The organism is Nonomuraea sp. NPDC050451 (genome assembly GCF_044458585.1).
The window spans coordinates 195,376-220,158 of the sequence record NZ_JBITHZ010000009.1 but is presented as its reverse complement, the minus strand read 5'-3'; the positions used below and the strand labels follow the sequence as shown (position 1 = coordinate 220,158).

Sequence of the window (24,783 nt, the reverse complement as noted above, 5' to 3'; positions counted from 1 at the left end):
GCCCGAATTAACCTACGTTTTGCTTTTTCGGCGTCTTTGCACCGTGCCAATCAACCACAGGGCCCCCAACAGCACTCCGATGCCTCCGGCGACCATGGGCAATCCCTTCGGACCGTCCAGCGGGCTCACCCATGCGACAGGGCGAGCGCGCTTGCGCGCCACGGCCACATTCCACGGCAGCGGCACCACGCCTTCGGCACCGCGCGCGGACTGCCCGGCCGCCCCTGGAGCGGCCATGCCAGGCACAGGCGGCACGCCCGCGACGCCTGGCATGCCGGCGAGCGGGGGTTGCGCGCCGGGCAGGACCAGCGCCGGCGGGGCGCCAGGCACCGGCTGCGGCACCGCCTCCGGCAGCCGGGGCACCAGCGTCATGCCTTGGGGCAGCTGAGGCACCCCCTGAGGCAACTGCGGAACGGCCTGAGGCGCCCGCTGCACGCCCTGGGGCAACTGCGGCACAGCCTGAGGCAACTGCGGCACAGCCTGAGGCAGCCGCTGCAGGCCCTGAGGCAGCTGTGGAACGGCCTGAGGCAGCACGGGCGCCTGCGGGAGAGGTTGGGCCAGGCCCGGCGCGCCCTGGGGCCACTGCGGCATCGCCTGCGGCTGCCGGGGTGCCTGCGGCATGCCGCCCTTCAACCGGCGGGCGGTCCCTCCGGCCGCCTCACGCCGCGGCGCGGCCGCTTCGGCGGGCCACTGCCCCTCCAGCAGCACACCGGCCCCGGCCAGGACCCGGCGTCTGGCATGCGCCCCGGCGACCTCTGCCCCGTCGGCTTGCACCTTCGCCCAGGCCCCTGCGGGTGGGGCGGGCGCTTGCAGTTGGGCGAGGAGCCGTTCCTTCGCCTCGACGTACTCCCGGGTCTTCCCCGGGGTCACACCGGACGGCGTGTCGGCGCCGAGCTGGGGTTCCGCCGGGCTCACGCGGACCGCCGGGCCGCTGAAGCCCGCGTCCTCGTCCATGACGCGCGTGGCGGCGGTCTTGGTCTTGGTCGTGACCGGGCCACCCGAGTCGGCCCGCATCCCGGCCACCGCCGCGAGCACCACCTGCTTCGCCCCCGACGGGGCGGTGAGCGTCACGTCCACCGCCCGCTCACCGGCGAGGTCGCCCAGCTCGCACACCCGCGTCCCGGGCGGGACGGAGCTCGGCAGGACCGAGCCGCCCGTGACATTCAGCGCCTGGGCCGCCAGGGCCCGCGCGTCTCGCACCCCGCCCCGGGCCGCTCCCATCCCCGTGGCAGGCACGGGCGCGGACGGCGTGCCCGAAGCCGGCGGGGCACAGGACACCTGCGCCAGCGCCGAGGCCGGGCTGGCCGCCACCGCCACCTTGACCCCGCCGGCCATCCCGTTCAGCCGCACCCGGAAGCGCTGGACGTCGCCCGTCCTGATCCACTTTCCGGGCGTGCTCAACCGCTCCAGCACCAGCGACACCTGGGAGGCCGCCAAAGGCACGGAGGGCACAGCCGCCAGGATCAGTGCGCCTGCAATGATCCAGCCACGCCGCATCACTCCCCAACTCCCCCGTTGCGACAGATGTCACTCTTGGTAGTCATTCTGTCACACAGAGGAAGCACCTAATCCCGCGAAAGGAGCAGATTCTCCACAGTCTTCATTACGGGCAGATCCGCCCCGAGCCACTCGACCGAGTAGTACTCGCCGGGCCCCAGCCACCGCAGCGCCAGGTGCTCCCGAGCCTCCGGGACCCCGGAGGCCAGCGAGCACAGCCACACGCGCAGTACGTACCCCTCGGAGAGCGCCCAGTCCCCGCCCACCTGCTCGCCCACCGTGACCTCCACGCCGAGCTCCTCGCGGCACTCGCGGACGAGCGCCGCCGCCTCGCTCTCGCCGGGATCCACCTTCCCGCCAGGGAACTCCCAGCCACCCGCGAGCGCCGGGGGATCCGCGCGCTGGGCGGCCAGCACCCGGGCGCCCGGGGAGACGATCACCGCGGCCACCACGACCGTGTCGAAATCATTCACAGGGAAGGATTCTGCAGCTTCTTCAGCTGCTCGAGCACGTCGGGGTTCTGCAGGGGGCGGGTGAAGCCGATGCGGTTGTCGCGCGCCTGGTAGCTGGTGACCTTGATCGGCCCGCACAGCCGGCACCGGGCCTCCAGCATCTTGCCCTTCGACACGACGAGCCCGACGTGACCGGGGTTGTCGGCGGACGTGCCCGGCCCGGCGTTGAAGAACACCAGGTCACCGGGCTGTTCCTGGCCGTCTAAAACCTTCACGCCGAACGGCCACTGCCCGAACGTCGTACGCGGGATCGTCAGCCCCGCCTCCCGGTAAGCCGCGAAGATGACGCCCGAGCAGTCGAACGCGTCGGGCCCCGTCCCGCCCCACAGGTACGGCTTGCCGCGCTGCGCCAGGGCGTATTCCAAAATCTTGGCCACGATGTCGCTCGGCGCGGCCTCCACCAGCGATTCGTCGCATTCCTCCGAGGCCTGCGGCGGCACCTTGACGTCGCCCGACTTGGCATATTTCCTGGCGATCGCCTCGACCTGGTCCACGTACCACCAGGCCCGGTTGTAGACGAACAGCGCCTGCCGCACGTTCTCCGGGGCGCCGTTGCGCTTGAGCATCCGCGCGGCGCCCAGGATCGCGTCGGCCGGGTTGTAGACGTCGCCCACCCCGTCGCCGTCGCCGTCGGAGGCGTAGCCGGTGAACTTCGACGACATCGCGACCCTGGCCTTGCCGCCCCACGTGGAGATCAGGAACTGCATCGGCCCGGCCGCGCCCGCGTAGTTGGTGCCGCTCTTGACGCCGGGCAGGTTGGAGCGGCCGTGGTCGGTCTCGCGCTTGCCCACGGCGGCCAGGATGTTCCACTGGACGCCGATCTTCTTGCCGTACTGCTTGTAGAACTCCAGGTATTCGGGCGGGATGTCCGACGCCGCCGAGTCGGACACCTCCTCCACCCGCGAGTTGTCGTTGCAGTCGGGCGAGGTGCCGCCGTTGCTGAGGAACGACGGCATCGAGATGAGCAGCATCGGCGACACGACGACCGCCACCAGGAGCAGCACACCGGCGGCGCCGATCAGCAACGCGAGCCGGGTACGTGAGAGCTTCACCCCGAGGTGTCCCCCTCCTGGCCCTCCGCGGCAGGCCGGATGTCGAAGATCCGCCAGTCGGCTCCCGACTGGGTCACCGTGACCGCGTACTCCTCCTGAGCCGTCTGGTTACCGCTCTTGGCGGTGACCTGCCTGGCCGAGGCGACCACGAAGATGATGGAGTTCTTCTCGATCTGCCTGATCTCCTTCAGCCTGGCCGTGGCCTTGGAGACGATCTGGTCGTTGCGGTTCTGCTCGACGGTGCCCGCCGAGGTCATGGTCCTGGTCAGCTCGTTGCCGAGCTCGGCCGTGGTGTACGCCTTCACGCGGGTCGCGTACGCCGCCGGGTCCTCGTCGTACCTGAAGGTGCCGTACTCGGCGGTGAACCGCTCGGCCAGGTCCGCCGTCGCGGCCAGCTGCTCCTTCTTCATCGGCAGGTACGAGTAGATGTCGAACGGCGCGGCGCTGGCGGTCGCCAGCGGCGTGCTCGACGGGACCGGCGCGCTGGCGACCCTGGCCGGCTCCTGGCTGGGCCCGGCCTGCTCCTCCGGGTCGGGCCACATGGTCAGGTAGATGCCGACCGCGGCGATGACCACGACGACGGCGGCGAAGGCCAGCCCCCGCCTGTCACCTCGCTGCACCATGTTCGCTCAGTCCTTGTCCGGGCTGCTCGGCTTGAGCCAGAACGGCACATCCTGGCTGTCGCCTCCGGAGCCGCCGTTGCGGCTGCTGCGCAGCCAGAGGGGCGGGGCCTCGGAGGTGCGGGACGAGGGCTCGTCCGAGCCGAAGATCCGGGGGCCGGACGAGCCGCCGGACGGCCTGGAGCCGCCGCCCGACCGGGCGGCGCCGTTGGACCTCGAACCGCCGCCGAACAGCCCGCCACCCGAGCTGCCGCCCGAGCCGCCACGCGATCCGCCGCCGGAGCCCCCTGAGCCACCTGAGCCGCCGCCGAACAGCCCGCCGCCGGTCCCGCGCGAGCGGGTGCCGCCCGACCGGGACCCACCCGAGCCGCCGAACCGGGAGCCGCGCGACCCGGACGACGAGCCGCCGCGGGACGCCCAGCCACCGCCGGACCGGCCGCCGAACCAGCCGCCCGCCGAGCCGCCGCCGGAGCCACCTGAGCCGCCGGAGGCCGTGCCACCGGCCCCGGCCGCGCCGGCCACCCGTGGGCCGCCCGCCGCGGGACCGCGCGTGCGGGTGGGCGCGCCCAGGTTGAGCGGCGGCGCCGTGCCCCTGCGCGGCTCCATCGGAGCCCTGCCGGCCGCCTTGCCGCCCTGCTGGTCGGTGTCCAGCGGCGCGGCCGTCGCCGGTACGCGGGTGCCCGAGGGAACGCCCTCGCCCTCCTCGGCGCGCACCCGGGCCTGACCGGTGGTGGCCGCCGCCGTGGCCGCGGCGCCCGCCGGGTTGGCCGCGCCGGCCGCCCTGATGATCGGCTCGGCCTTGCGCAGCCCCCAGCGGCCGATCCTGGCCGAGGCGACCGGCGGCAGCGCGCCCGCGGAACGCTCGAGGACCGACGAGCTCGCCGCCTCGCCCAGCATGCGGGTGGTGACCGTGTGGCCGTTCATCGAGGCGAACAGGTGCTGGAACGGCCTGCGGTAGAAGAACACCGCGATCGTCAGCAGGGCCATGAACAGCACCTGCAGGCCCCATGGCATGGCCGTGGAGATGATCAGCGCGTACCCGTAGACGAGGACGCTGAGCACCAGCGTGAGCACGGCCTGCCTGAGCAGCGTGCCGACGAGCATCTCCACCCACCGCATGGCGACGATCCGGCCGCTGCCCGGATGGACGCCGATCAGCAGGAACACGGGCCCGAGGATCAGCAGCAGCAGGAAGCCCACCTTCAGCACCAGCAGCGAGACCGCCACCAGGAAGATGAGCAGCCCGGCCACGATGGCCGCGATGAACGCGCCGACGGCCACGCCGAGCCGGTTGGACCAGTCACGGCCGGAGAAGACGGTGTAGACGGGGTCGTTCTTGAGCTTGTCGGCCAGCGAGGCGTATTCGGACTGGCGGGCGCCCACGTCGGGCGCCGGCTGGCCGGCCACGGCCCGCGGGACCGACTGCATCTCCAGCACCTTGCGGCCCCAGTCGCGCACGATCGGCTGCTGCGGGTCGGCGGTGCCGAACAGGCCCACCAGCCACGGCTTGCAGACCAGCGTGGACCACAGCGCGTCGGCGTTCTGGTCGACGCCCGGCGTGCCGGTCTGGGCGTAGCCGCCGGCCTGGACCTTCGCGTCGCCTCCGCCGGGCGGCGGCAGGCAGGAGGCGCCGCCCGCGCCCGGCAGGCCGGAGAAGGCTGAGTTGACGACCTCGCCGGTCTTGTCGGTCACGACCTTGCCCAGGCCCGTGAAGTCGCCCGGACGGCTGAGGAACCAGACCGCCACGGTGACCGCGAGGACCATCCAGATCACGCCCTCGGCCGTCGTGGTGGCGCGCTTGCGGATCAGCCCGTACCAGGCCAGCCAGATGGCGCCGAGGATGACGATCGGCTGGAGGAAGGGCCAGTACATGGCCTTGGAGAGGTTTGTGATGATGTCGTCGACGACGTCCTTGATGGCCTGGAGCGGTCCCTCCGTCGCCGCCGCCTGGTACGTGGTGATCGTCAGCCGGTCGATGGCCTTGGCCGCGGTGAAGATGCCGTTGGCCCACATGTTGCCGAGCACGGCCACGTAGTCGGAGCAGCCCAGGTCGTGGGTGTGCCAGAACTGGCCACTCATGCCGAACTGGGAGTAGTTGGTGGTCGGCGCCTGCGGCCCGCCCTCGATGGCCGGCGCCTGGATCAGGCCGTCGGTGCCGCCGCCGACCATCTCCGGGTTGAGCGGGCCCGACAGGTCACAGGGCGCCGCGGCGGCCGGGGCCGTCAGCCCGCCCACCACGAGCGGCACCACGAGAATGCTCGTGACGAGCGCGAGCGCCAGTGCGAGCCGTCGAGACAGCCTGATCCTCATGACCGTACCTCCTGCGCCCTGCCCACGCCCCCCTGAAGATCATCATGCCCGCTGCCGTCGGGTTTGTCGTGCGTCGGGTTCGTGTCGAGCCAACGGAGAAGTTCCTCGGAGATCAGGTCTACTCCGATCCGCCCCGCCCTGCCATCCAGATCACGGAATACGCATTCGCCGTTGCCGAGCGAGCGCAGCACGGCCTTGTGCTCCTCCGACGGCTCCACCCCGAGCAGGGACATGACGTGTTCGACCTCCACCCGTTCGGTGGACCTGAACGCGAAGACGGACGACAGGCAGTTGGTCACCTGCTCGTTGAGCAGGTCGCCCGCGTTCTGCGAGACCAGCACGAGAGCGGTGTTGCGGGAGCGGCCCATCCGGCTGACCTCGGGCACCAGCTTGGCGCCCTCGGGCGTGGAGGTGATCGCCCACGCCTCGTCCAGGAAGATCGCCTTGGGGGCGCGCCGGTCGAGGCCATTCATCAGCCTGCGCGCGAACTGGGAGACCAGGTAGAGCAGCGCCACCGACAGCCGCTGCTCGTAGGAGTAGTCGTCCCTGGTCGTGGCCACGTCGGGCAGCGTCAGCCCGCCCAGCGTGAACACGGTCGTCCACCCCTCGCTGTCGATCTGGTCGCCGCCCGAGGGGTCGAAGCAGAGCCTGGCCAGGTGCATCTCCGACATGGAGCGCAGCACCGCGCCCAGGTTCTTCGAGGCGGGGTCGTCGGCCTGCTCCAGGAAGTCGACGACCTTGCCCAGCGACGGGTCGGGCGCGTTGGAGACGGCGGCCACCGCCTGGATCATCGCCGACTCGCGCTCCTCCGACATGCGGGGCAGCAGCAGCCGCAGCGTCTCGGTGGCCATGGTCTTCTTCGCCGCGATGTCGTCGCCGAACGAGAACGGGTCGAGCAGCCCCGGCGCCGCCGACCCCAGCGGGATGATGCGGGCCTTGCGGCCCCGCTTCTCCAGCAGCCGCACCAGCGACTCGGCGTCGCCCTTCGGGTCGATCACCGCGACCGTCACGCCCCTGAGCGCCATCTGGTAGATCATCAGCAGCGCGAGCGTGGTCTTGCCGCCGCCGGGCTCGCCGGTGATCGCGATGGCGGTCGGCCGGTTGCGGGTGGCCGCCACCAGCGGGTCGAAGTGCACGATGCTGCGGGCCCTGCCGACGGTCTCGCCGATGTACGGGCCGAGCCAGCCTTCGGTGCCGTCGCCCAGCCGGTCGCCGAGGTCGACGGTAGCGGTGGCCATGCCGCCCGCGATGGTGCGCAGGGGCTGCCGCTGTGCGTAGGCGTTGACGCGTACCTTCTCGCCGGGGAGCGTCTCGCAGAACAGCGAGAACTGGTCGCCCGTCGAGTTGACCACGTCGATGCCCATGTCGCGGTAGTGCTCGACGACCGCCTCGACGCGCTGCACGCAGATGTCCTCAGTCGGGGCCGACACGATCAGGCGGTGCCAGCCGTACACGAAGGGCAGCCGTTCCTTCGTGATGCCGTGCTCCAGCATGCGGGCCGCGTCGATCTGCTCGGCCAGCGCCAGCGGCGCCTCCGCGCCGGCCTCGCGGATGTGGTGGTCCATGTCGCGGGCGTGCGCGAGCTTGCGCGCGACGTCCTTGGACGCCTTGACCGGCGGGATCAGCCGCATCCGCGACGAGATCTCCACGGGGAAGGCGAGCTGGTCCGCGAAGTGCATCCACGGCTCGCCGTCCGGGAACGGCATGAGGTCGGGGAACCTCGCGAACGACAGGTAGGCCACGTACGAGTCGCCCTGCGGCTGCACGATGCGCAGCAGCGACCTGCCGTTGTGGATCTCCCCCTCGACCAGCGACTCGATCTCGCCCTTGCCCCAGCGCCGCTTCGGGCTGGCCGACGGCGGCGGGTCGCCGAGCGCGCCCGCGGCCGCGTGCTGGAACAACCACGCCACCTCGACGGAGGTGGCGTGCCTGGCGTAGAGCGCGCTCGACGTGAGCGCCCTGCCGAGGCGTTCGGCCTGCTCGGTCCAGCGCCCGATCTCGCTGTCGGGGACGTGGTCGTCCTCCATGCCGAGCGCCTTCTCGGTCTTCTGGTAGAAGCCGAAGAGCTGGGACAGCACGCCGGCGCCGAGCTGCTTGCCGCGCGGGCCGAGCCGCACGCCGAGGTAGACCTCCTTGGACCAGAAGTCCTTCGCCCAGACGTGCCGGTACATCTCCTCCAGGTAGTCGCGCCAGCCGGGCCCCTCGTCTGACGTTGCGTTGAGCGCCATGGCCCACTCGGCGGCGGGGTAGGTGCGGTGCGCGACCCTCAGGTGAACCTCGGCGTCGGGCATCCTGATCGCGGCCAGCGCGATCGTGATGTTGGTGGCCAGCGCCTCGCGTTCGTCGGGTGTGACGAACTCGTAGCTGACCGTCGGAAGGCGGAAGTACGCCCATGCGGAGGTGTCCGTGAGCAGGATGCGGTCGTCGAAATACCGGACCGCCAGGCGCTGGTGCGCTCGTGCCGCCCTGCTCATGCCGCCCCCTCGGCGCATGAACGGGCCAGACCTGCTCGCTTGTTCACTTATCGCTCACCGATTCTCGTGCCCGGGGGGTCACTCGCCAACTCCTCTTCGCTCGGTCGGACGGTCTGTGCCTGTGCCGCGAAGCCCGCGATCACGACGCCGGCGAGGGCGAGATAGGCCCGTTTGCCGGCCGCGCGCAACTGCCCCGGGTCGACGACCTCCCCGCCCTCGGGCGCCAGGCCGTCCTCCCAGGGGACCCTGACGATGGCCCGGCACCTGCCCCTGGCCACCGACTCCGCCTGCTCGACGTCGGCCATCGAACGCCTGCTCACGCCGTTGACCACCATGACCGCACGCCTGCGCAGCTCCGCGCAGCCGTGCCCGTCGAGCCACTCGTACGTCATCGCCACCGCCTCGGACGCCTCCTCGCTCGCGGGGACCACCAGGACGAGCTGGTCCGCGTACGGCAGGAGCCTCGCCGCCAGCGCGGCGGCCGGGTCGATGACGGCGAGCTTGTAGTGGCGGTCCAGAAGGCGCATCGACTCGCCCAACCGGTGGTCGGAGAAGAACGACCGGTCCGTCAGCCGCTGCTCGGCGCCCGCGTCGGTGTCCGCGCTGATCACCTCGAGCCCGGAGGCGGTCCTCGTGGTGTACCCACGCATGGTGAGATACCCGCTGACGCGGTCGAGCCCGGACAGCAGCGAGGTGAGGGTTTCGGGCGTCTCCGGCTCGATCTTGCTCGTCAGGGTGCCGCCGCCGGTGTTGGCGTCGACGGCCACGACCCTGTCGTCGCGGTATTTGGCGAAGGTGTGGCCCAGCATGAGCGCCGTCGTGCTCTGACCGGCGCCGCCGGTGCAGCCCAGGACCACGATCCTACGGCTGCCGCCGAACACGCCCCTGGCCCTGGCCTCGTCTATCTCGGACCCGTCGGTCCGGACCCCGCCTCCGCCGACGACCACCTGCGCGATCCTCCGCCATCCCCCGGAGTCCCGCCCCACCACCGACTCGACCCGCCGCACCCGGCCTTCACCTGGGCGAGGGACTGGCACGGGGGCAACGAACTCGCCCCCACGCTCACGCGCCGCCGCCCCACCCCGACCGTCACCGGCACCCGCCGCCGCACTCCGACCATCGCCTGCATTCGCCGCCGCACTCCGACCGTTACCAGCACTCGGCGCACCCCGGCCATCGCCGACGCTCGCCGCCATACCCCGGCCGTCATCGGCGCTCGCCGCCGCCACGCGCCGATCACCGGCCACCGGACCGCGCGCGTCGGGCACACCCGCACCCCGGTCGGCGCGCGTGCCAGGCGCGGTCGCACCTCGGTCACCGCGCGTACCGGGCACGGCCGCGCCCGGCGCATCGCCCTTCGCCGGGAGTCGCCGCACCGTAGACCGCTCAGGCCGCTCAACCGTAGACCGCTCAGGCCGTTCCACCGTCGACGGCTCAGGCCGTTCAGCCGTTGGCCGCTCGGGCCGTTCATCGGCCGCATCGGGCTCCTGCGCGTGGGGACCGCCGGGCACTTCGGCGGCCCGCTGCGGGACGCCGCGATCCGGCTCCTCCTGCGCCGCAACCGGCGCTTCCGCGTCATCGGGCGCATCCACGCCGTCAGGTCCTTCGGCGGCCTCACCGACCGACTGCGGCGCATTGCCCTTCAGCGCCACAACCCGCGCGCTGGGCGCATTCACCCCGTCTCGCATCTCGGCAGCGCCGCCGACCGTAGCGTCGCCGGCCGTCTCCGGCGTGTCGCCCTTCGGCCCGTCGTCCGCCGTCTTCGGTGCATCCACGGCGCCGCGTGCATCGGGGACCTCGGCCACCGGCTGCGGAACGCCGACGTCCGGGGCGTCGCCGACCGCGCCCGGCACGGTGCCCGATGCGTCGGGCGCGTCAACCGTCGTCCTCGGCGCACCCGGCGTATCAGCCGTCGTACCCGGCACACCCGGCGTCCCGGCAGTCGTGCTCGGCGCACTCCGCGTGTCGGCCGTCGTGCTGGGCTCAGTCGTGCTGGGCTCATGTGTCGGTGTGCTCGGCGTGGCGGCCCTTGGGGTCGGTGCCGTGTCCTGCTGGGGCGGGGTGGTGGATGCGGGGTCGGGGGATTCCGCGCCGGACCTGGTGGCGGCGGGGCGGGGCAGTGGCTTGGCGTCGGGGTTGAGCGGCGGCCAGACGCGCTGCGGGCCGGACAGCACCAGCGACGGGCCCAGCCGAGGCGGCTGCCCCTTCCGGTGCTGGTCCCGCGCGACCTCGTCCTCGCGCCGTTCCCCGCGCCGTTCCCCGCGCCGTTCCTCGCGCAGTTCCTCGCGTCGTTCCTCGTCCCGTTCCCGGTCCCGCTGCTCGCCCTCCGTGCGTCCCGAAGGTTCGGCGGGGGCGTCGGCGCTCGCCGCCAACCGGCGCAGCCGACGCAGCGCCTCGGTGTCGATGGGCTTCCCCGCGCCGGGCTTGTGGGTCTCCGCCTCCCCGGCCGCACCGGCCGCCTCGCGGTCGGACGGCGCGTCACCGGGCGATCCGGAGGCAAGCCCCTGAACGTCCCCGGCCTTCTGGCCCCGGGCCCCGGCCACGGCTTCGCGGTCCCGCGTCTCGATGGCGGGCTCCTGAGCCCCGACGTCGGCCAGAGCGGCGACGGCCTCTGCCCGCCCTGTGCCTTCACGGGCGGCGGCTTCCCTCGCGTCCCCGCGCTCCCAAGCCGCAGCATCCCGCGAGTCCACGCCTTCCCGAGCCGCAGCGTCCCTCGCGTCCACGCGTTCGCGGGCAGGGGACTCGGAACTCTCGTGAACGTCGGGTGGCAGGGCGTCCTGGCGGCGTCCAGGGCCGCCTGGAAGGGCCTCCTCGCGCCGCAACGCCCCCACCCCGGCCCTCGGTGCCGAAGGCGGGGCCGTCTCGCGTACCCGGGCCTTGAGGGCGGGCGCGGTGCCGCGGCGGGTGCCCCAGCGGCCGGTGGTCGGCTCCGCCACGGGAGCCTGGGAAGCGGCGGCGGCAGCGGCCGCGACGGCCGGGCGGACCTGGCGCGGGCCGGTGATGCGCTGGCCCTCGCGCCGCCGCTGCGGCTGGCGGACCTTGCGGGGCGCCTTCGACTTGGCCCGTGCGGGGGTGGTGCGCCAGACGCGGGCGGAGAACGTGATCGTCTCGGGCTCCGACATGGGCGCGAGGCGGTACCACGCCTTGGGCTGGCCCAGGTAGCGGAGCTGGGACTCGAGGAGCTCGGTGAGCCGCTTGCCCTCGATGACGGGACGGGTGGACAGCCACGTCACGATCCCGGGCGGCACGAGGTAGAGCACGTGCCACGGCATCTCCACCGGCACGCCCACCAGGACCAGCAGGAGCGACCACGGAACGAACACCCCGACGAAAACGCCGATCCAGACGATCGGCAGCGGCATCGGCAGCCGTAGGTCGTACAGCTTGTAGAGCCGCTTCTCAATCCGCCAGATGTTCGTATATGTGGGCAGGTCCACGCCGGTCCTCCTCTCCACCCGCTCGTACATGACCGCCGCGGAGCGGTCTCAACCCTTACTTGATGCCCAGTGCGCCCGCGATTGCCTTCGCCGTCACCTCAATGATGTTGGGAACGTAGAAGATCACGCCAATGGCCACAGCCAGTATCAAGAACTGCACGAAACGTGTGATCTCGCGGGTGAAGAGGAAGAAGAGCGCGACCACGGAGACGACGACGAGGAACAGCGGGGCGAAGAAGCTCCGCAGGAAGTTGGCGAGACCCCCGGTGTCCGGGCCGGTCGCCGGGGGCGTCGGCGTCAGTTCGATCAGGTGGAGCAGTACGGTCTTCAAGGTCACTTCTTGTCCTCCCGGGGGGTACCGATGAGCGGCGCGGCCGTGCCTCTATCCAACGACCCGGCCGGCGCCGCGAATGTCGGCGACGAACCACTTGTCGCCCTGCTTCTCGACGGTCAGCCGGTAGGCCATCTCCAGCGTGCCGCCCACAGCCGCGGGATCGGTGGCGTCGGGGCTGGCGGGCGTCTCGCTGTTCGGCACGACCCACACCACGACCGCCTGGATCTCTCGGGTGGCACCCCCCACAGGCACCACGACCTTCTTCAGCTCCCTGAACGTGAACGTGCCGCCGAAGCTCGGCAGGGTCCGGCCCGCGGCGACGTAACGCTGCAGCCCGGCCGCGTCGCCGGAGGCGTAGTCGGTGAAGAAACCCTTCAGTTGCTCTTTGAGCTCGCTCGCGGTGGCCTCGTCGGTCTCCGGCGCGGCGACCTGCGGCACGTCGGCGGGGGACGGGGCGGGCAGCACCGCGGGACGGCCGACCACGGCGAACCTGCCGCCCGCGTCGTCGCCGGAGTAGTAGAGCGGGACCGACAGCATCAACCTGCGCGGGCCTGACTGGAAGGCCACGCTGACCAGGGCGTTGTGGGCGTCGCTCGCATCGATGTCGTACGGCTGGACGGCGACGGCCGCGAACTTGCCGTAGCCGTCCCAGCCCATTTGCGGATCCATGCCCTCGGCCAGGAAAGCGGCCAGTTTACGCGACCTGCTCGCCGCGTCGTCCGGGCTGAAATTGAGGTAGACCCCGGCGAACTGGGCGGCGAAAGCCATGCCCCGGTCGGCCGGAAAACCATGGTGAGCAGGCGCGACGCTATTGGGCGTCGCGGTCGTTTGTTGGGTAAATCGCTCAAATGGGGCACGAACCCCATTCACCACGACAACCACGATAACCGCCCAGAGAATGACACGGCCGGTCCAAACCAGCCACCGCCCGCCTCCGCCCGACCAGCCGCCGCGCCGCGGCCTGCGAGGCGGCGGCGCGTCGAAGTCAGCCGTGTCAAGGCGCGCGGAAAGCTCGGGGTCGCCAGCGATCCGAGGATCGTGCTGGACGGTAGACCTACGAGCCATCACGCCTCCGCTCGCGCCGATCCCCCCGGCTGGCGCGGTGTCGTCCGTTGCCGATCCCCATCATCCGCGGTGAAGTAGCCACCCTATCCGGTCTCCGCCATTGTTCCAGGAAAGCCACGCCCATGCTGCGGCATGACCGTCCTGACGGCAAACCGGGTCACAGGGCAGGCCTCATTGCCGATTCCTGAGACTTCCCGGTGGAAACATCTTTTGACCAGGCCAGATACCTAAATTGGCATAGCGCGACAGCCACGGATTCCTGTCCTGCCGGGCATGGACTCTCGCTACCTGCGGATTCGGTATGGATCGGGGAGCGGAGTCAGGACCGTCAGGCGGGCTCCGGGTCCTGGGTGGGCCGCGGCTGACGCCTGCTGTGCAGGTCCACGACGGTCGGCTGGGCCGTCCGGTCCAGGGACACGACCGTCGGCTGCACCGCCCGCTCCAGGGAGCCGCGCAGGTCCGCCAGCATCTCGGCGGCGTCCCGCTCGCGCATGCGCGTCGCCATCTCGTTGCGCTCGTCGACCTTCCTGCGGAGGTACGCCTCGCGGTTGACGCGCAGGCCGTACATGAGCTCGACCCTGATCAGGGCGAGCTCCTCCTCGAGGCTGATGCCCGCGAGAGTGGGCGTAGGACGTCGTTTCCGGATGATGCGACGGATCATTGAGGGCCTCCCGAGTCAGCGTGAACGCCGTGACGATTCGACGCGCGGGGGCCCAAAGTGGTTGACGCATCAGTTGTCCCGGGATCAGACGTCCTACCGATTCCCGGGATCAGACGTCTGAGGGGGCATCGCCGCCGTCACCGTCGGTAACTTACCGTAACGAACGGCGGCTTTCCGTGATTTCCCACGGGACACCCCGGCCCGGCCCGTGCTCAGACGTTGAAGCGGAACTCCACCACGTCGCCGTCGCGCATGACGTACTCCTTGCCCTCGACGCGGGCCTTGCCCGCCGCGCGGGCGTTGGCGATGGAGCCGACCTCGACCAGGTCGTCGAAGGAGACGACCTCGGCCTTGATGAACCCGCGCTGGAAGTCGGTGTGGATCACGCCGGCCGCCTCGGGCGCGGTGGCGCCCTTGGGGATCGTCCAGGCCCTGGTCTCCTTCGGCCCGGCCGTGAGGTAGGTCTGCAGGCCGAGCGTGTCGAAGCCGACCCTGGCGAGCTGCCGCAGCCCCGACTCCTCCTGGCCGACGGACTGGAGGAGCTCCAGCGCCTCCTCCTCGTCGAGCTCGACCAGCTCCGACTCGATCTTGGCGTCCATGAAGACCGCCTCGGCGGGCGCGACCAGCGTCGCCAGCTGCTCCCGGAGCGCGGAGTCGCCCAGTTCGTCGGCGTCGAGGTTGAACACGTACAGGAACGGCTTGGCCGTCAGCAGGTGAAGGTCGCGCAGCTCCTCGCGGTCGAGGCCGCTCTCGAAGATGGTCTTGCCGGTCTCCAGCACGCTCAGCGCGGCCTCGGCGGCCTCCAGCGCGGACTTCTTGTCCTTGTTGTTGCGCGCCTCCTTCTGCAGGCGCGGGATGGCCTTCTCGACCGTCTGCAGGTCGGCCATGATCAGCTCGGTGTTGATGGTCTCGATGTCGCGCTTGGGCGAGATGTCGCCGTCCACGTGCGTGACGTCGGGGTCGCTGAAGACGCGGACCACCTGGCAGATCGCGTCGGTGTCGCGGATGTTGGCGAGGAACTGGTTACCCCTGCCCTGCCCCTCCGAGGCCCCCTTGACCAGGCCCGCGACGTCGACGAACTCGACCTTGGCGGGCAGGATGCGGGCCGAGCTGAAGATCTCGGCCAGCTTGGGCAGCCGGTCGTCGGGCACGCCCACGATGCCCACGTTGGGCTCGATGGTGGCGAACGGGTAGTTCGCGGCGAGCGCGTTGCCGGACTTCGTCAGCGCGTTGAAGAGCGTGGACTTGCCGACGTTGGGCAGACCGACGATACCGATAGAGAGACTCACGGACGCCAAGTTTACGTGCTGAGCGTAACGAGCGTGTCGGGCCGGAACGGCGCGCCGGAGTCCTGCAATCATCGATCGAGTGGATGTCGTCTCGCTTGTCGTAGGTCTGGCCGCCGGGTTCGTCATCGGGTTCCTGGTGGCCAGGACGCGGGCCGCGGTGCGGGTCGCCGAGGCGGAGGCGCGGGCCAGGTCGGCCGCCGACAAGCTGGTCTACGTCGAGGAGCAGCTCGCCGAGCGCTTCCAGGCCCTGTCCACGCGCGCCCTCGACGTCAACAACGTCCGCTTCCTCGAGCTGGCCGAGACCAGGCTGGCCGCCAGCCGCGCCGAGGCCACGGGCGATCTGGAGCAGCGCAGGCAGGCCGTCGAGCACCTGGTGGAGCCGCTGAAGGACGCCCTCGCCCGGGTCGAGTCGCAGCTGCGCGACACCGAGTCCGGCCAGCGCGCGGCCCGCGCCGAGCTGGCCAAGCAGATGGAGTTCGTACGGCAGAGCAACGAGCAGCTGCGCTCCCAGACCACGGCCCTGGTCAGGGCCCTGCAGCGGCCCGAGGCGCGCGGCAGGTGGGGCGAGCTCCAGCTGCGCAGGGTCGCCGAGATCGCCGGCATGCAGCGCCACTGCGACTTCGACGAGCAGGTCACCGAGGGCTCCATGCGCCCCGACATGGTCGTCAGGCTCGCCGGCGGCAAGAACATCGTGGTCGACTCCAAAGTCTCGCTGGCGGCCTATCTGGAGGCCGCGGAGGCGTCCGACGAGAGCCTCGCCACGGTCCGGCTCGACGCCCACGCCCGGCACGTCCGCGAGCACATCGACCGGCTGGCGGCCAAGTCCTACTGGCAGGGGTTCAACCCGTCGCCGGAGTTCGTGGTGCTGTTCATCCCCGGCGAGGCCTTCCTGGCCCCGGCGCTGGAGCGCGATCCCGGGCTGCTGGAATACGCGATGACGCGACGGGTCCACATCGCCACGCCGACGACGCTGATCACGATGCTGCGCACCGCGCACTACGCCTGGCAGCAGGCCGCGCTGAGCGAGAACGCGCGGGCGGTGTTCGAGCTGGGCAAGGAGCTCTACGAACGGCTCTCGTCCCTCGGCAGGAACGTCGAGTCGCTCGGCAGGGCGCTGACGCGGGCCGTGGAGGCGTACAACAAGTCGGTCGGATCACTCGAAAGCCGCGTCCTGGTCACCGCACGCAAGCTGCACGATCTGGGCGTCGTGGACGGCGATCTCGACTCACCTGAGATGCTCGAAGGGCTGCCCAGACCCCTGGCGTCCCCGGAACTGCTGGAAACCTCGCCTCTGCTTTCCCACTCGAACGGTAAGTTGGCCAACGGGTCGCAATAAATCGGGGGTGGGGCATTGGGTGAGAAGAGGCGTTCCGCGGTCAGGCTGACCGCTCGCGGCGCCATCGCGCTCGCCCTGGTCGCCACCTTGGCGGGCTACGTGCTGGCGGCCCTGCTCGACATCCAGTACGTCGTGGGCGCGGCGTTCGTGCTGTCGAGCCTGCTGGGCGTGCTCATGGTCAACCGGCGCGAGCTGCTGTCGCTGGTGGTGACGCCGCCGCTGGTGTTCTTCTGCGCCACGCTCTTCGTCGAGCTGGGGCGCGCGTTCGGCTCGGTGTCGATCGTGCAGTCGCTGGCGCTGGGGCTCTACACGTCGCTGACGCAGGGCGCGCCGTGGCTGTTCGCGGGCTCGGCCGTCGTGCTGGGCGTCGCGTGGCGGCGCGGGCTCCGCGACAACGTACGCGAGCTGCGGGAGGAGCTGAAGGCGGGCGCGGAGGTGCCGCGCCCGCGCCAGCCGTTCGTGCCCGAGCCGGAGGGCTACTTCGAGCCCAAGGTCTACGGGACGCCGCGCGGGGACGACTAGGAGACCCGCAGGTCCTTGCGCAGCTCGTGGGGCAGGGCGAAGCGCATGCGCTCCTGCACCGACTCGACCTGGGTCACGTCGTCGAACCCGTGCTTGGCCAGCCGCTCCAGCACCTCGTCGACCAGCTCCTCCGGAACGGAGGCGCCGCTGGTCACGCCGACCGTGGTGACGCCTTCGAGCCACTCGTCGCGGATGAAGGTGGCGTTGTCGACAAGGTAGGAGGCCTCGGCCCCGTAGTCCTTGGCCACCTCGACCAGGCGCTTGGAGTTGGAGGAGTTTTCCGAGCCGACCACGATGACCAGCTGCGCCTCGGCGGCGATCTCCTTGACCGCGACCTGCCGGTTTTGCGTGGCGTAGCAGATGTCGTCGCTCGGCGGGTCGATCAGCGTGGGGAAGCGCTCCTTGAGCCGGGTGACCGTCTCGGTGGTCTCGTCGACCGACAGCGTGGTCTGCGACAGCCACACCAGCTTGCTCGGGTCCTTGACCTGCACTTTGTCGACCGCGTCGAGCCCGTCCACGAGCTGGATGTGGTCGGGGGCCTCACCGGAGGTGCCCTCGACCTCCTCGTGACCCTCGTGCCCGATCAGGAGGATGTCGTAGTCCTGGCTCGCGAACCGCTTGGCCTCGTTGTGCACCTTGGTGACCAGCGGGCAGGTGGCGTCGATGGTGCGCAGGCTGCGCCGGCGCGCTTCGTCGTGCACCGCCGGGGACACCCCGTGAGCCGAGAACACCACGATCTCGCCCTCGGGCACCTCCTCGGTCTCGTCGACGAAGATGGCGCCCCTGGCCTCCAGCGTCTTGACGACGTGGGTGTTGTGGACGATCTGCTTGCGCACGTAGATCGGCGCACCGTACTGCTCCAAAGCCTTCTCGACCGCTACCACGGCTCGATCGACTCCGGCACAGTAGCCACGTGGCTTGGCTACGAGTACTCGGCGGGAAGTGGGGGTCTGCGGCTCCATACTTTCTATGCTACGTGGAGCGGCCATCAGGCCCGCGCGTGCGTGGTTGCCCGCGGTTTGCCAGACTGGCCGTCCATTACTGACCTCCCAGGGAGACGTCATGTCCCTCAGCGACGTGATACGCAACATCGCCAAGACAGTCACCAACAAGGACGAGCTGAAGGAGAAGGCCAAGGACCTTCCGCTCCTGTTCATCCAGACCACGCTCAGCGCGGCCGGGCAGGCCCTGCTGGTCGTGGACCGGGTGAAGAACTCCATCAAGGGCCTTGGCAACAAGGAGGAGCGGGAAGAGGAGTCGCACGACTCGCGCCCCTCCGCCGCCGACCAGGTGGCCGCGGCTCCGGCCGCGGAGGAGGAGAAGCCGGCCCGCAAGGAGCCGGTGATCTTCGCCCCGCGCCCCAGCGCCGCCGAGCCCAACGGTGTCGCCAAGACCAAGCCCGACCCCGTCATCTTCGCTCCGGCGGGCAAGTCCGAGTCGGCGGCCACCGCCAACCCCGAGACCGCCGCCCCGGCCGCCGAGCCCAAGCCCGCCGCGACGGAGCAGCCCAAGCCCGTGGCCACGGAGGAGCCCGCCGCGGCCGCGAAGGCCGCCGAGCCCGCCGTCGCGGAGAAGCCCGCCGAGGTCGCCGAGCCGAAGGCCGCCGTCGCGGAGGAAGCCGTCAAGGAAGAGGCCGTCAAGGCGGAGCCCGCCGCGGAGGAGGCCGTCGCGGCCAAGCCGAAGCGCACCCGCAGGACCACCAAGAAGCCGGCCGCGACCGAGGAGCCCGCCGCGGCCCCCGAGGCGACGGTGGCCCCGGAGCCCGCGTCCGCGCCGGAGCCCGCCCGCGCTCCCGAGCCCGCCGCCGCGCCCGAGCCGGTCGCCGCCGCCCCGGTGGACCTGGCCGAGCCGCTGCCCGGCTACTCCGAGCTCACCGTCGCGTCCCTGCGCGCCAGGATGCGCGGCAAGACCGCCGAGCAGATCAGCGACTTCCTCACCTTCGAGAAGGCCACGAAGTCCCGGCCCGAGGTGATCAAGATGTTCGAGAACCGGCTGGCGAAGCTGCAGGCCGGAGAGTAGGTCGTACCGACCCCGTAGTCTTCCGGCATGAGCGAGAAGACCTCACCCGAGTCTCCCCTGCCGATCCGCACGGTCCTGCAGATGGTGGGCGGTTGGATCGGCAGACTCGGCACGGTCTGGGTCGAGGGCCAGATCACCGACCTGAGTGCTCGTGGCGGCACGGTGTTCATGACCCTGCGCGACCCGGTCGCCAACGTGTCGGCCAAGGTCACCACCCCGCGCGGGGTCTACGAGGCCGCCGTGCCGAGGCCGGCCGACGGCGCCAGGGTCGTGATGCAGGTCAAGCCCGACTTCTGGGTCAACAGGGGCTCTTTCGCCTTCACGGCGCTGGAGATCCGCCCGGTCGGCGTGGGCGAGCTGCTGGCCCGGCTGGAGCGGCTCAGGCAGCTGCTGGCCACAGAGGGGCTGTTCAACGCCGACAGGAAGCGGCGGCTGCCGTTCCTGCCCGGCACGATCGGGCTCATCTGCGGCCGCGACTCCGCGGCCGAGCGCGACGTGCTGGAAAACTCCCGCAGGCGCTGGCCGGCCGTGCGGTTCAAGGTCGAGGAGGTGGCCGTCCAGGGGCCTTACGCGGTGGGCGAGGTGACCGAGGCGCTGCGCAAGCTCGACGCCGACTCCTCGGTCGACGTGATCGTCATCGCCCGCGGCGGCGGCTCGCTGGAGGACCTCCTGCCGTTCTCCGACGAGACGCTCGTACGCTCGGTGGCCGCCTGCCGCACCCCCGTGGTGAGCGCGATCGGCCACGAGCAGGACAGCCCGCTGCTCGACCTGGTGGCCGACGTACGCGCGTCCACCCCCACCGACGCGGCCAAGAAGGTCGTGCCCGACGTCGGCGAGCAGCTCTCGCTGGTGCGCCAGCTGCGCGACCGGGGCCGCAGGGTGCTGAGCGGCTGGCTCGACCGCGAGATGTCCTGGCTGACGTCGGTGCGCTCGCGCCCCTCGCTGGCCGACCCGGTGCGCGAGCTGGAGCGCCGGGCCGAGCAGGTCGAGTCGCTGCGCGACCGGACCAGGCGCTCGCTGTCCGGCTCGCTCGACCGGGCCTCGGACGATCTCGTCCACCTGCGTGCCCGCCTGATCGCGCTGTCCCCCGCGGCCACGCTGGAGCGCGGGTACGCCATCGTCCAGCACCCGTCGGGCGAGGTCGTACGCCTGGCCAAGGACGTCTCCCCCGGCTCGTTGCTGACCATCCGCTTGAGCGACGACCGCCTGACCGTCCGCGCGCAGGACCCGGGCGAAACCGGGGACACGTGAGCGACCCGCTACGTTCGGCACATGAGAGGACTCGTGCAGGTCGCCCAGCACGCCGACGATCTCGACAGGGCCACCGCCTTCTACCGCGACGTGCTGGGCCTGCGGCACATCGCCACCTACCGGCCGCCCGGGCTGGCCTTCTTCGACCTCGACGGCGTCCGCCTGCTGATCGAGCGGGGCGCGCCCTCCACGGTGCTCTACCTGGCCTCCGACGACCTGGAGGCGGATGTTGCCCGGCTGCGCTCGCACGGCGTCGCGATGGTCGAGGAGCCGCATCTGATCTTCACGGACGACGGCACGTTCGGCACGCAGGGCCGGGAGATCCACATGGCCGCGTTCAGGGACTCCGAGGGAAACCTGCTCTGCCTGATGACCTAGCGTGGGAGGTGTGAAGCTAACAAAGTTCACGCATGCCTGCGTAAGGGTCGAACTCGACGACCGGGTGCTGGTCATCGACCCGGGGATCTGGAGCGAGCCGTCCGCGCTGGACGGGGCGGACGCGGTGCTCGTCACCCACGAACACAGCGATCACGTGGACGTGCTGCGGCTGCTCGGGGCCGGGGTCCCGGTGTTCGCGCCGGCCGGGGCGGCGCTGGGCGGGCTGCCGTACACGCCGGTGAGCGCGGGCGAGGAGTTCTCGGCGGCGGGCTTCCGGGTGCGGGCGCACGGCGGGCGGCACGCGCTGATCTACGGGGGCCAGCCGGACTGCCCGAACCTCGGCTACCTGATCGACGGCGCCCTCTACCACCCGGGCGACTCGGTGCACGTGCCGGACGAGCCGGTGGAGACCCTGCTGGTGCCGCTGCAGGGGTCGTGGCTGAAGACCGTCGAGGCGATCGACTTCGTACGGGCGGTGCGGCCGCGGCAGGCGTACGGGATCCACGACGCGCAGCTCAACGATCGCGGACTGGGTACCACGAACGCCTGGCTGGCGAAGGCGACCGACCACGGCTACCGCTGGCTGGCCCCCCGCGAGACCGCCTAGCCCCTCAGTGCCGTCAGAAGGGGGCGTCGTCGGAGTTGCCCGCCGACGGCTCGGAGCGGCGCGCCATGGCGGCGGCGAGCTTGACCCTGGCCCCCTGCAGCCACTCCTCGCAGACCGCCGCCAGCTTCTCGCCGCGCTCCCACAGCTCGATGGACTGCTCCAGGGTGAGCCCACCGGTCTCCAGGCGGCGCACCACCTCGGTCAGCTCCTCGCGGGCCTGCTCGTATGAGGGCGCCTTCTCGTCTCCTGCCACGACCACCACCCTAGACGGGGCGGCCGACATCCGCAGACCAGGCGGCCCCGTCAGCCCTTGGGGCGCTGCTGCAGGACGGAGGCCAGCTCGGCGAGCTCCGGCCAGTCGGCGGTGCCGGTGATCACGAGCGTCACCTCCGGCAGGAAGCGGACGAGCGAGCGCTGGTTCTTGTCCTCGCGGAAGCGCTGCTCCCACTGCACCCCGCCCACCTGCTGCGTGCCGACGGCCTTGTCGGAGTTGGCCATACGGCTGGCGAACCCGGCCGCCGGCTGCTCGTTGCTCTGCGTGAACATCGCGTGCTCGCGCTTGGCGGTGGCGTAGCCGAGGAAGAGGACCTGGGCGCCGTTCTCACCCTTGGCGATCTTGTTGCTGTTGGGGATCCAGCCCGCCGGGTCCCTCTGCGGCGCCCACACGCCGTACGGCACCGAGTGGCCGAAGTTGGCGACGGTGATGGAGTATTCGAGCTTCGGAATGTGCTGCTCCCGGCTCTGCGGGGTGACCAGCAGGAACAGCCCGACCGCCGCGAGGCAGACGAACAGCGCTACCGCGTAACCGTAGAAACCTTGGGTGAACCGTCGCACACTTGGCGAGGTTACCCGCTGGAGGAGGCGGTCGCCGAAGTGGCCGGGCGGATCTGGCCGATGATGGCCAGCACCTCCTCGGCCAGGCCGCGATCGCCCGTGCGGACGACCTCGGACACGGCCGCGGCCAGCGCGCCCGTGACGACCACGACCAGCGCGCCCTCGTCCTCGAACAGCGCCGCGTTGAGCTGCGCCCACTTGCGCAGCCGGTCGCGCATGACCACGTCGAAGCCGGGCGGCCCGTCGCCGCGCAGGAACAGGTCGGCGAGCTCGCGCTCCTCCAGGCACCCGTCGAGGTAGGCGCGGGCGGCGCTGATGAACACGCGCATCGGGTCGCTCTCGCCGGCGGCGCGGGCCGAACGGGCGGCCTGCTTCGTCCGCTGGGTCTGCCGGGCCTGGAACTCCTCGAACAGCGTCAGGTAGAGATCGGCCTTGCCGGAGAAGTGGTGGTAGAGGCTGCCCACGCTGGCGTCGGCCCTGGCCACCACGTCGGTCACGCCGGCCTCGGCGAACCCGTTGGAGACGAAGACCTCCCTCGCGGCCGCGAGAAGCGAGCTGCGGGTGGCGGCGCCGCGCTCGGACGTCCGCGGCTGGGCGACCACGTTTTCCACTTCGCTCATGCGATCTCCTCCAGGCTCCATGGTGGAGGCAAGATCTTGGACGCGCACACCGTATGGCGCAAAATCCGTTCTCCGTGATGGCAGGGCAACCCTGTCGAAGCTTACCGATGTCGCCTCCGACCCGCCCCTGCTGCGAGGAAGCGGTCATCTCGGGCAGGAGATGGGCAGATTATCCGCCTCTGGGCGGGAAGAGAGGGACAACTACGATCGACGTAGATTCCCCTTAGGAGGCTGCTCATCATGTCCGATCAGACATCCGTACCGCCCGCGCTCGCCACGGGCGAGCACGCCCCCGATCGCAACCTGGCGTTGGAGCTGGTACGCGTCACGGAGGCGGCCGCGATGGCAGCGGCCCGGTGGGTCGGCCGGGGCGACAAGAACGGCGCCGACGGCGCGGCGGTGAACGCCATGCGCCAGCTGATCAACACGGTCTCGATGAACGGCGTGGTGGTCATCGGGGAGGGCGAGAAGGACCACGCCCCGATGCTGTTCAACGGCGAGCAGGTGGGCGACGGCAGCGGCCCCGACTGCGACGTGGCCGTGGACCCCATCGACGGCACCCGGCTGACGGCGCTGGGCATGCCCGACGCGGTGTCGGTGATCGCGGTGAGCGAGCGCGGCTCGATGTACGACCCGTCGGCCGTGTTCTACATGGAGAAGCTGGTCACGGGCCCCGAGGCGGCCGACGTGGTGGACATCGAGGCCCCCGTGTCCGCGAACATCAACGCGGTCGCCAGGGCCAAGCACTGCTCGCCCTCCGACGTGACCGTGGTCGTGCTCGACCGGCCCAGGCACGAGCGGCTGGTCAAGGAGATCAGGGAGGCGGGCGCGCGGATCAAGTTCATCACGGACGGCGACGTGGCCGGCGCGATCATGGCGGCCCGTGGGGGCACCGGCATCGACCTGCTGCTGGGCATCGGCGGCACGCCCGAGGGCATCGTGGCCGCGTGCGCGCTCAAGTGCCTGGGCGGCGTGATCCAGGGCAAGCTCTGGCCGCGCGACGACGCCGAGCGCTCCAAGGCCCTGAACGCCGGGCACGACCTCAACCAGGTGCTCACCACGAACGACCTGGTCAGTTCCGACGACGTGTTCTTCGCGGCGACCGGCATCACGCACGGTGAGCTCATGCAGGGCGTACGGTTCCGCGCCGGCTCGGCGGTGACGGAGTCGCTGGTGATGCGCGGCCGGTCGGGGACCATCCGCAAGATCGAGAGCGAGCACCAGCTCTGGAAGCTGCGCGCGTACAGCGCGATCAACTTCGACACGGCCGGCTGAAGCTCAGCGGCGGCGCTTGCGGCGAGGGGGCTCCTTGACCTTCACGTCTCCCGCGAAGTTCGTGGTGCGCACCTCGACGACGGGCGCGCCGGGCTCGGTCGGCTGCTTGGTCAGCCGTACGGACTTGCCCTTGGCGACCCTGATCACCTCCAGCCCCTCCGGCACCTGGATCTCCAGCCCGCCGAAGACGAGGGTGGCGTTGATGATGATCTGCCGGTTCTGCAGGATCGCGTCGCGGAGGTCCAGCTTGGTGGTGCCGAACATGGCCGTCACGTCCAGCTCGGCGGGCACGACCCAGCGCCCGCCGCGCTGCTCCTGCTTGAAGATGGCCGACACGGGACGGCCGTCCAGGTTGAGCGGCTGCTGGTCGGCGGGCAGCAGGTCACTGGTGAGCGCGGCCAGCTCGCCCAGCGTGCGCGCGGAGTAGAGCACGCCGAGCCGTTCCTCGAGCTCGTCGAGGGTGATCCGGCCGTCGGCGTGCGCGTCCTGCAGCACCTGGGCGATGCGTTCGCGATCGGCGTCGGACGCGCGGAGCTCGTGGGGCGGCGGCACGTCGCTCGCCGCGGGCGGCCGCCGGGCCGACACCCACTCCTCGGCCAGCCGCTCTCCGACTTCCTGCAGCTTCGGCAGCCACGATTGCGCGCGTTCGTTCACACATCCGACGATAACCGGCGCCCGCGAGAATCGCTC

Annotated in this window: 23 protein-coding genes; 7 read left to right on the top strand and 16 right to left on the bottom strand. The window is 71.1% G+C overall.

The genetic code is table 11. The features are described 5' to 3' along the window. Positions 1–12: 12 nt before the first annotated feature. The 11 genes from ACIBI9_RS27850 to ychF all read right to left on the bottom strand — a co-directional run bounded on the left by ACIBI9_RS27850 (position 13) and on the right by ychF (position 15,251). On the bottom strand, positions 13–1,452 hold the full coding sequence (locus ACIBI9_RS27850; protein ID WP_397225776.1) for a hypothetical protein: 1,440 nt from the start codon (positions 1,450–1,452) through the stop codon (positions 13–15). 113 nt (positions 1,453–1,565) lie between these two features. Continuing rightward, positions 1,566–1,970: a (deoxy)nucleoside triphosphate pyrophosphohydrolase gene (locus tag ACIBI9_RS27845; protein WP_397225774.1), complete on the bottom strand. Its 405-nt coding sequence runs from the start codon at positions 1,968–1,970 to the stop codon at positions 1,566–1,568. Next, positions 1,967–3,061 carry an NlpC/P60 family protein gene (locus ACIBI9_RS27840; protein WP_397225772.1) on the bottom strand — a complete coding sequence of 365 codons (1,095 nt, stop codon included), beginning with the start codon at positions 3,059–3,061 and terminating at the stop codon, positions 1,967–1,969. The genes ACIBI9_RS27845 and ACIBI9_RS27840 overlap by 4 nt, the downstream gene beginning before the upstream one ends. Beyond that, complete coding sequence (locus ACIBI9_RS27835; RefSeq protein ID WP_397225770.1) at positions 3,058–3,684, bottom strand: hypothetical protein; 627 nt, start codon at positions 3,682–3,684, stop codon at positions 3,058–3,060. The genes ACIBI9_RS27840 and ACIBI9_RS27835 overlap by 4 nt, the downstream gene beginning before the upstream one ends. Positions 3,685–3,690: 6 nt before the next feature. After that, positions 3,691–5,991 (bottom strand): type IV secretion system protein, encoded by a 2,301-nt coding sequence (locus ACIBI9_RS27830; protein ID WP_397225768.1) that lies wholly within the window; start codon positions 5,989–5,991, stop codon positions 3,691–3,693. Continuing rightward, positions 5,988–8,465: an ATP-binding protein gene (locus ACIBI9_RS27825; protein ID WP_397225766.1), complete on the bottom strand. Its 2,478-nt coding sequence runs from the start codon at positions 8,463–8,465 to the stop codon at positions 5,988–5,990. Before ACIBI9_RS27825 ends, ACIBI9_RS27830 begins: the two co-directional genes overlap by 4 nt. A gap of 47 nt (positions 8,466–8,512) precedes the next feature. Further along, complete coding sequence (locus ACIBI9_RS27820) at positions 8,513–11,902, bottom strand: TcpE family conjugal transfer membrane protein (protein ID WP_397225764.1); 3,390 nt, start codon at positions 11,900–11,902, stop codon at positions 8,513–8,515. A gap of 55 nt (positions 11,903–11,957) precedes the next feature. Next, the gene (locus ACIBI9_RS27815; protein ID WP_397225762.1) at positions 11,958–12,239 is read right to left on the bottom strand and encodes a hypothetical protein; all 282 of its coding nucleotides are present in this window, start codon (positions 12,237–12,239) and stop codon (positions 11,958–11,960) included. Between the two features lie 45 nt (positions 12,240–12,284). Further along, positions 12,285–13,004, bottom strand: coding sequence for a conjugal transfer protein (locus ACIBI9_RS27810; protein ID WP_397225760.1), 720 nt, complete (start codon positions 13,002–13,004; stop codon positions 12,285–12,287). Positions 13,005–13,629: 625 nt separating this feature from the next. Beyond that, positions 13,630–13,962, bottom strand: a complete 333-nt coding sequence (locus ACIBI9_RS27805) for a hypothetical protein (RefSeq protein ID WP_397225758.1) — start codon at positions 13,960–13,962, stop codon at positions 13,630–13,632. 212 nt (positions 13,963–14,174) lie between these two features. Then, positions 14,175–15,251 (bottom strand): redox-regulated ATPase YchF, encoded by a 1,077-nt coding sequence (gene ychF / locus ACIBI9_RS27800; protein ID WP_387836043.1) that lies wholly within the window; start codon positions 15,249–15,251, stop codon positions 14,175–14,177. Between the two features lie 79 nt (positions 15,252–15,330). Here ychF and ACIBI9_RS27795 point away from each other — a divergent pair, with 79 nt between their 5' ends. Both ACIBI9_RS27795 and ACIBI9_RS27790 read left to right on the top strand, forming a co-directional pair. Then, complete coding sequence (locus ACIBI9_RS27795) at positions 15,331–16,587, top strand: DNA recombination protein RmuC (RefSeq protein WP_397225756.1); 1,257 nt, start codon at positions 15,331–15,333, stop codon at positions 16,585–16,587. A 15-nt stretch (positions 16,588–16,602) separates the two neighbouring features. Further along, the gene (locus ACIBI9_RS27790; protein ID WP_397225754.1) at positions 16,603–17,109 is read left to right on the top strand and encodes a DUF6542 domain-containing protein; all 507 of its coding nucleotides are present in this window, start codon (positions 16,603–16,605) and stop codon (positions 17,107–17,109) included. On the opposite strand, the gene ACIBI9_RS27785 is transcribed toward ACIBI9_RS27790, so the two are convergent. After that, positions 17,106–18,071, bottom strand: a complete 966-nt coding sequence (locus ACIBI9_RS27785) for a 4-hydroxy-3-methylbut-2-enyl diphosphate reductase (RefSeq protein WP_397225752.1) — start codon at positions 18,069–18,071, stop codon at positions 17,106–17,108. The two genes, ACIBI9_RS27790 and ACIBI9_RS27785, sit on opposite strands and share 4 nt — an antisense overlap. A 100-nt stretch (positions 18,072–18,171) precedes the next feature. On the opposite strand from ACIBI9_RS27785, the gene ACIBI9_RS27780 reads away from it, so the two are divergent. Genes ACIBI9_RS27780 through ACIBI9_RS27765 form a run of 4 tightly spaced genes read left to right on the top strand, consistent with a single transcriptional unit; the run spans position 18,172 to position 21,364 of the window. Beyond that, a complete protein-coding gene (locus ACIBI9_RS27780) occupies positions 18,172–19,128 on the top strand; it encodes a hypothetical protein (RefSeq protein ID WP_397225750.1) in 957 nt (318 codons plus the stop codon). 27 nt (positions 19,129–19,155) lie between these two features. Continuing rightward, entirely contained in the window at positions 19,156–20,379 is a 1,224-nt protein-coding gene (xseA, locus tag ACIBI9_RS27775; RefSeq protein ID WP_397225748.1) for an exodeoxyribonuclease VII large subunit, read from the top strand. A 21-nt stretch (positions 20,380–20,400) separates the two neighbouring features. After that, entirely contained in the window at positions 20,401–20,757 is a 357-nt protein-coding gene (locus ACIBI9_RS27770) for a VOC family protein (RefSeq protein ID WP_397225746.1), read from the top strand. A 10-nt stretch (positions 20,758–20,767) separates the two neighbouring features. Then, positions 20,768–21,364 (top strand): MBL fold metallo-hydrolase, encoded by a 597-nt coding sequence (locus tag ACIBI9_RS27765; RefSeq protein ID WP_397225744.1) that lies wholly within the window; start codon positions 20,768–20,770, stop codon positions 21,362–21,364. Between the two features lie 13 nt (positions 21,365–21,377). On the opposite strand, the gene ACIBI9_RS27760 is transcribed toward ACIBI9_RS27765, so the two are convergent. The 3 genes from ACIBI9_RS27760 to ACIBI9_RS27750 are packed head-to-tail and all read right to left on the bottom strand — an operon-like array spanning position 21,378 to position 22,818. Further along, positions 21,378–21,647: an exodeoxyribonuclease VII small subunit gene (locus ACIBI9_RS27760; RefSeq protein WP_185068545.1), complete on the bottom strand. Its 270-nt coding sequence runs from the start codon at positions 21,645–21,647 to the stop codon at positions 21,378–21,380. 20 nt (positions 21,648–21,667) lie between these two features. After that, a complete protein-coding gene (locus ACIBI9_RS27755; protein ID WP_397225742.1) occupies positions 21,668–22,198 on the bottom strand; it encodes a DUF4245 domain-containing protein in 531 nt (176 codons plus the stop codon). 11 nt (positions 22,199–22,209) lie between these two features. Continuing rightward, on the bottom strand, positions 22,210–22,818 hold the full coding sequence (locus ACIBI9_RS27750) for a TetR/AcrR family transcriptional regulator (protein ID WP_397225740.1): 609 nt from the start codon (positions 22,816–22,818) through the stop codon (positions 22,210–22,212). Positions 22,819–23,058: 240 nt separating this feature from the next. On the opposite strand from ACIBI9_RS27750, the gene glpX reads away from it, so the two are divergent. Further along, complete coding sequence (gene glpX, locus ACIBI9_RS27745) at positions 23,059–24,093, top strand: class II fructose-bisphosphatase (RefSeq protein WP_397225738.1); 1,035 nt, start codon at positions 23,059–23,061, stop codon at positions 24,091–24,093. Between the two features lie 3 nt (positions 24,094–24,096). Here glpX and ACIBI9_RS27740 read toward each other — a convergent pair whose 3' ends face one another. After that, a complete protein-coding gene (locus ACIBI9_RS27740; RefSeq protein WP_397225736.1) occupies positions 24,097–24,747 on the bottom strand; it encodes a DUF1707 domain-containing protein in 651 nt (216 codons plus the stop codon). Positions 24,748–24,783 lie beyond the last annotated feature (36 nt).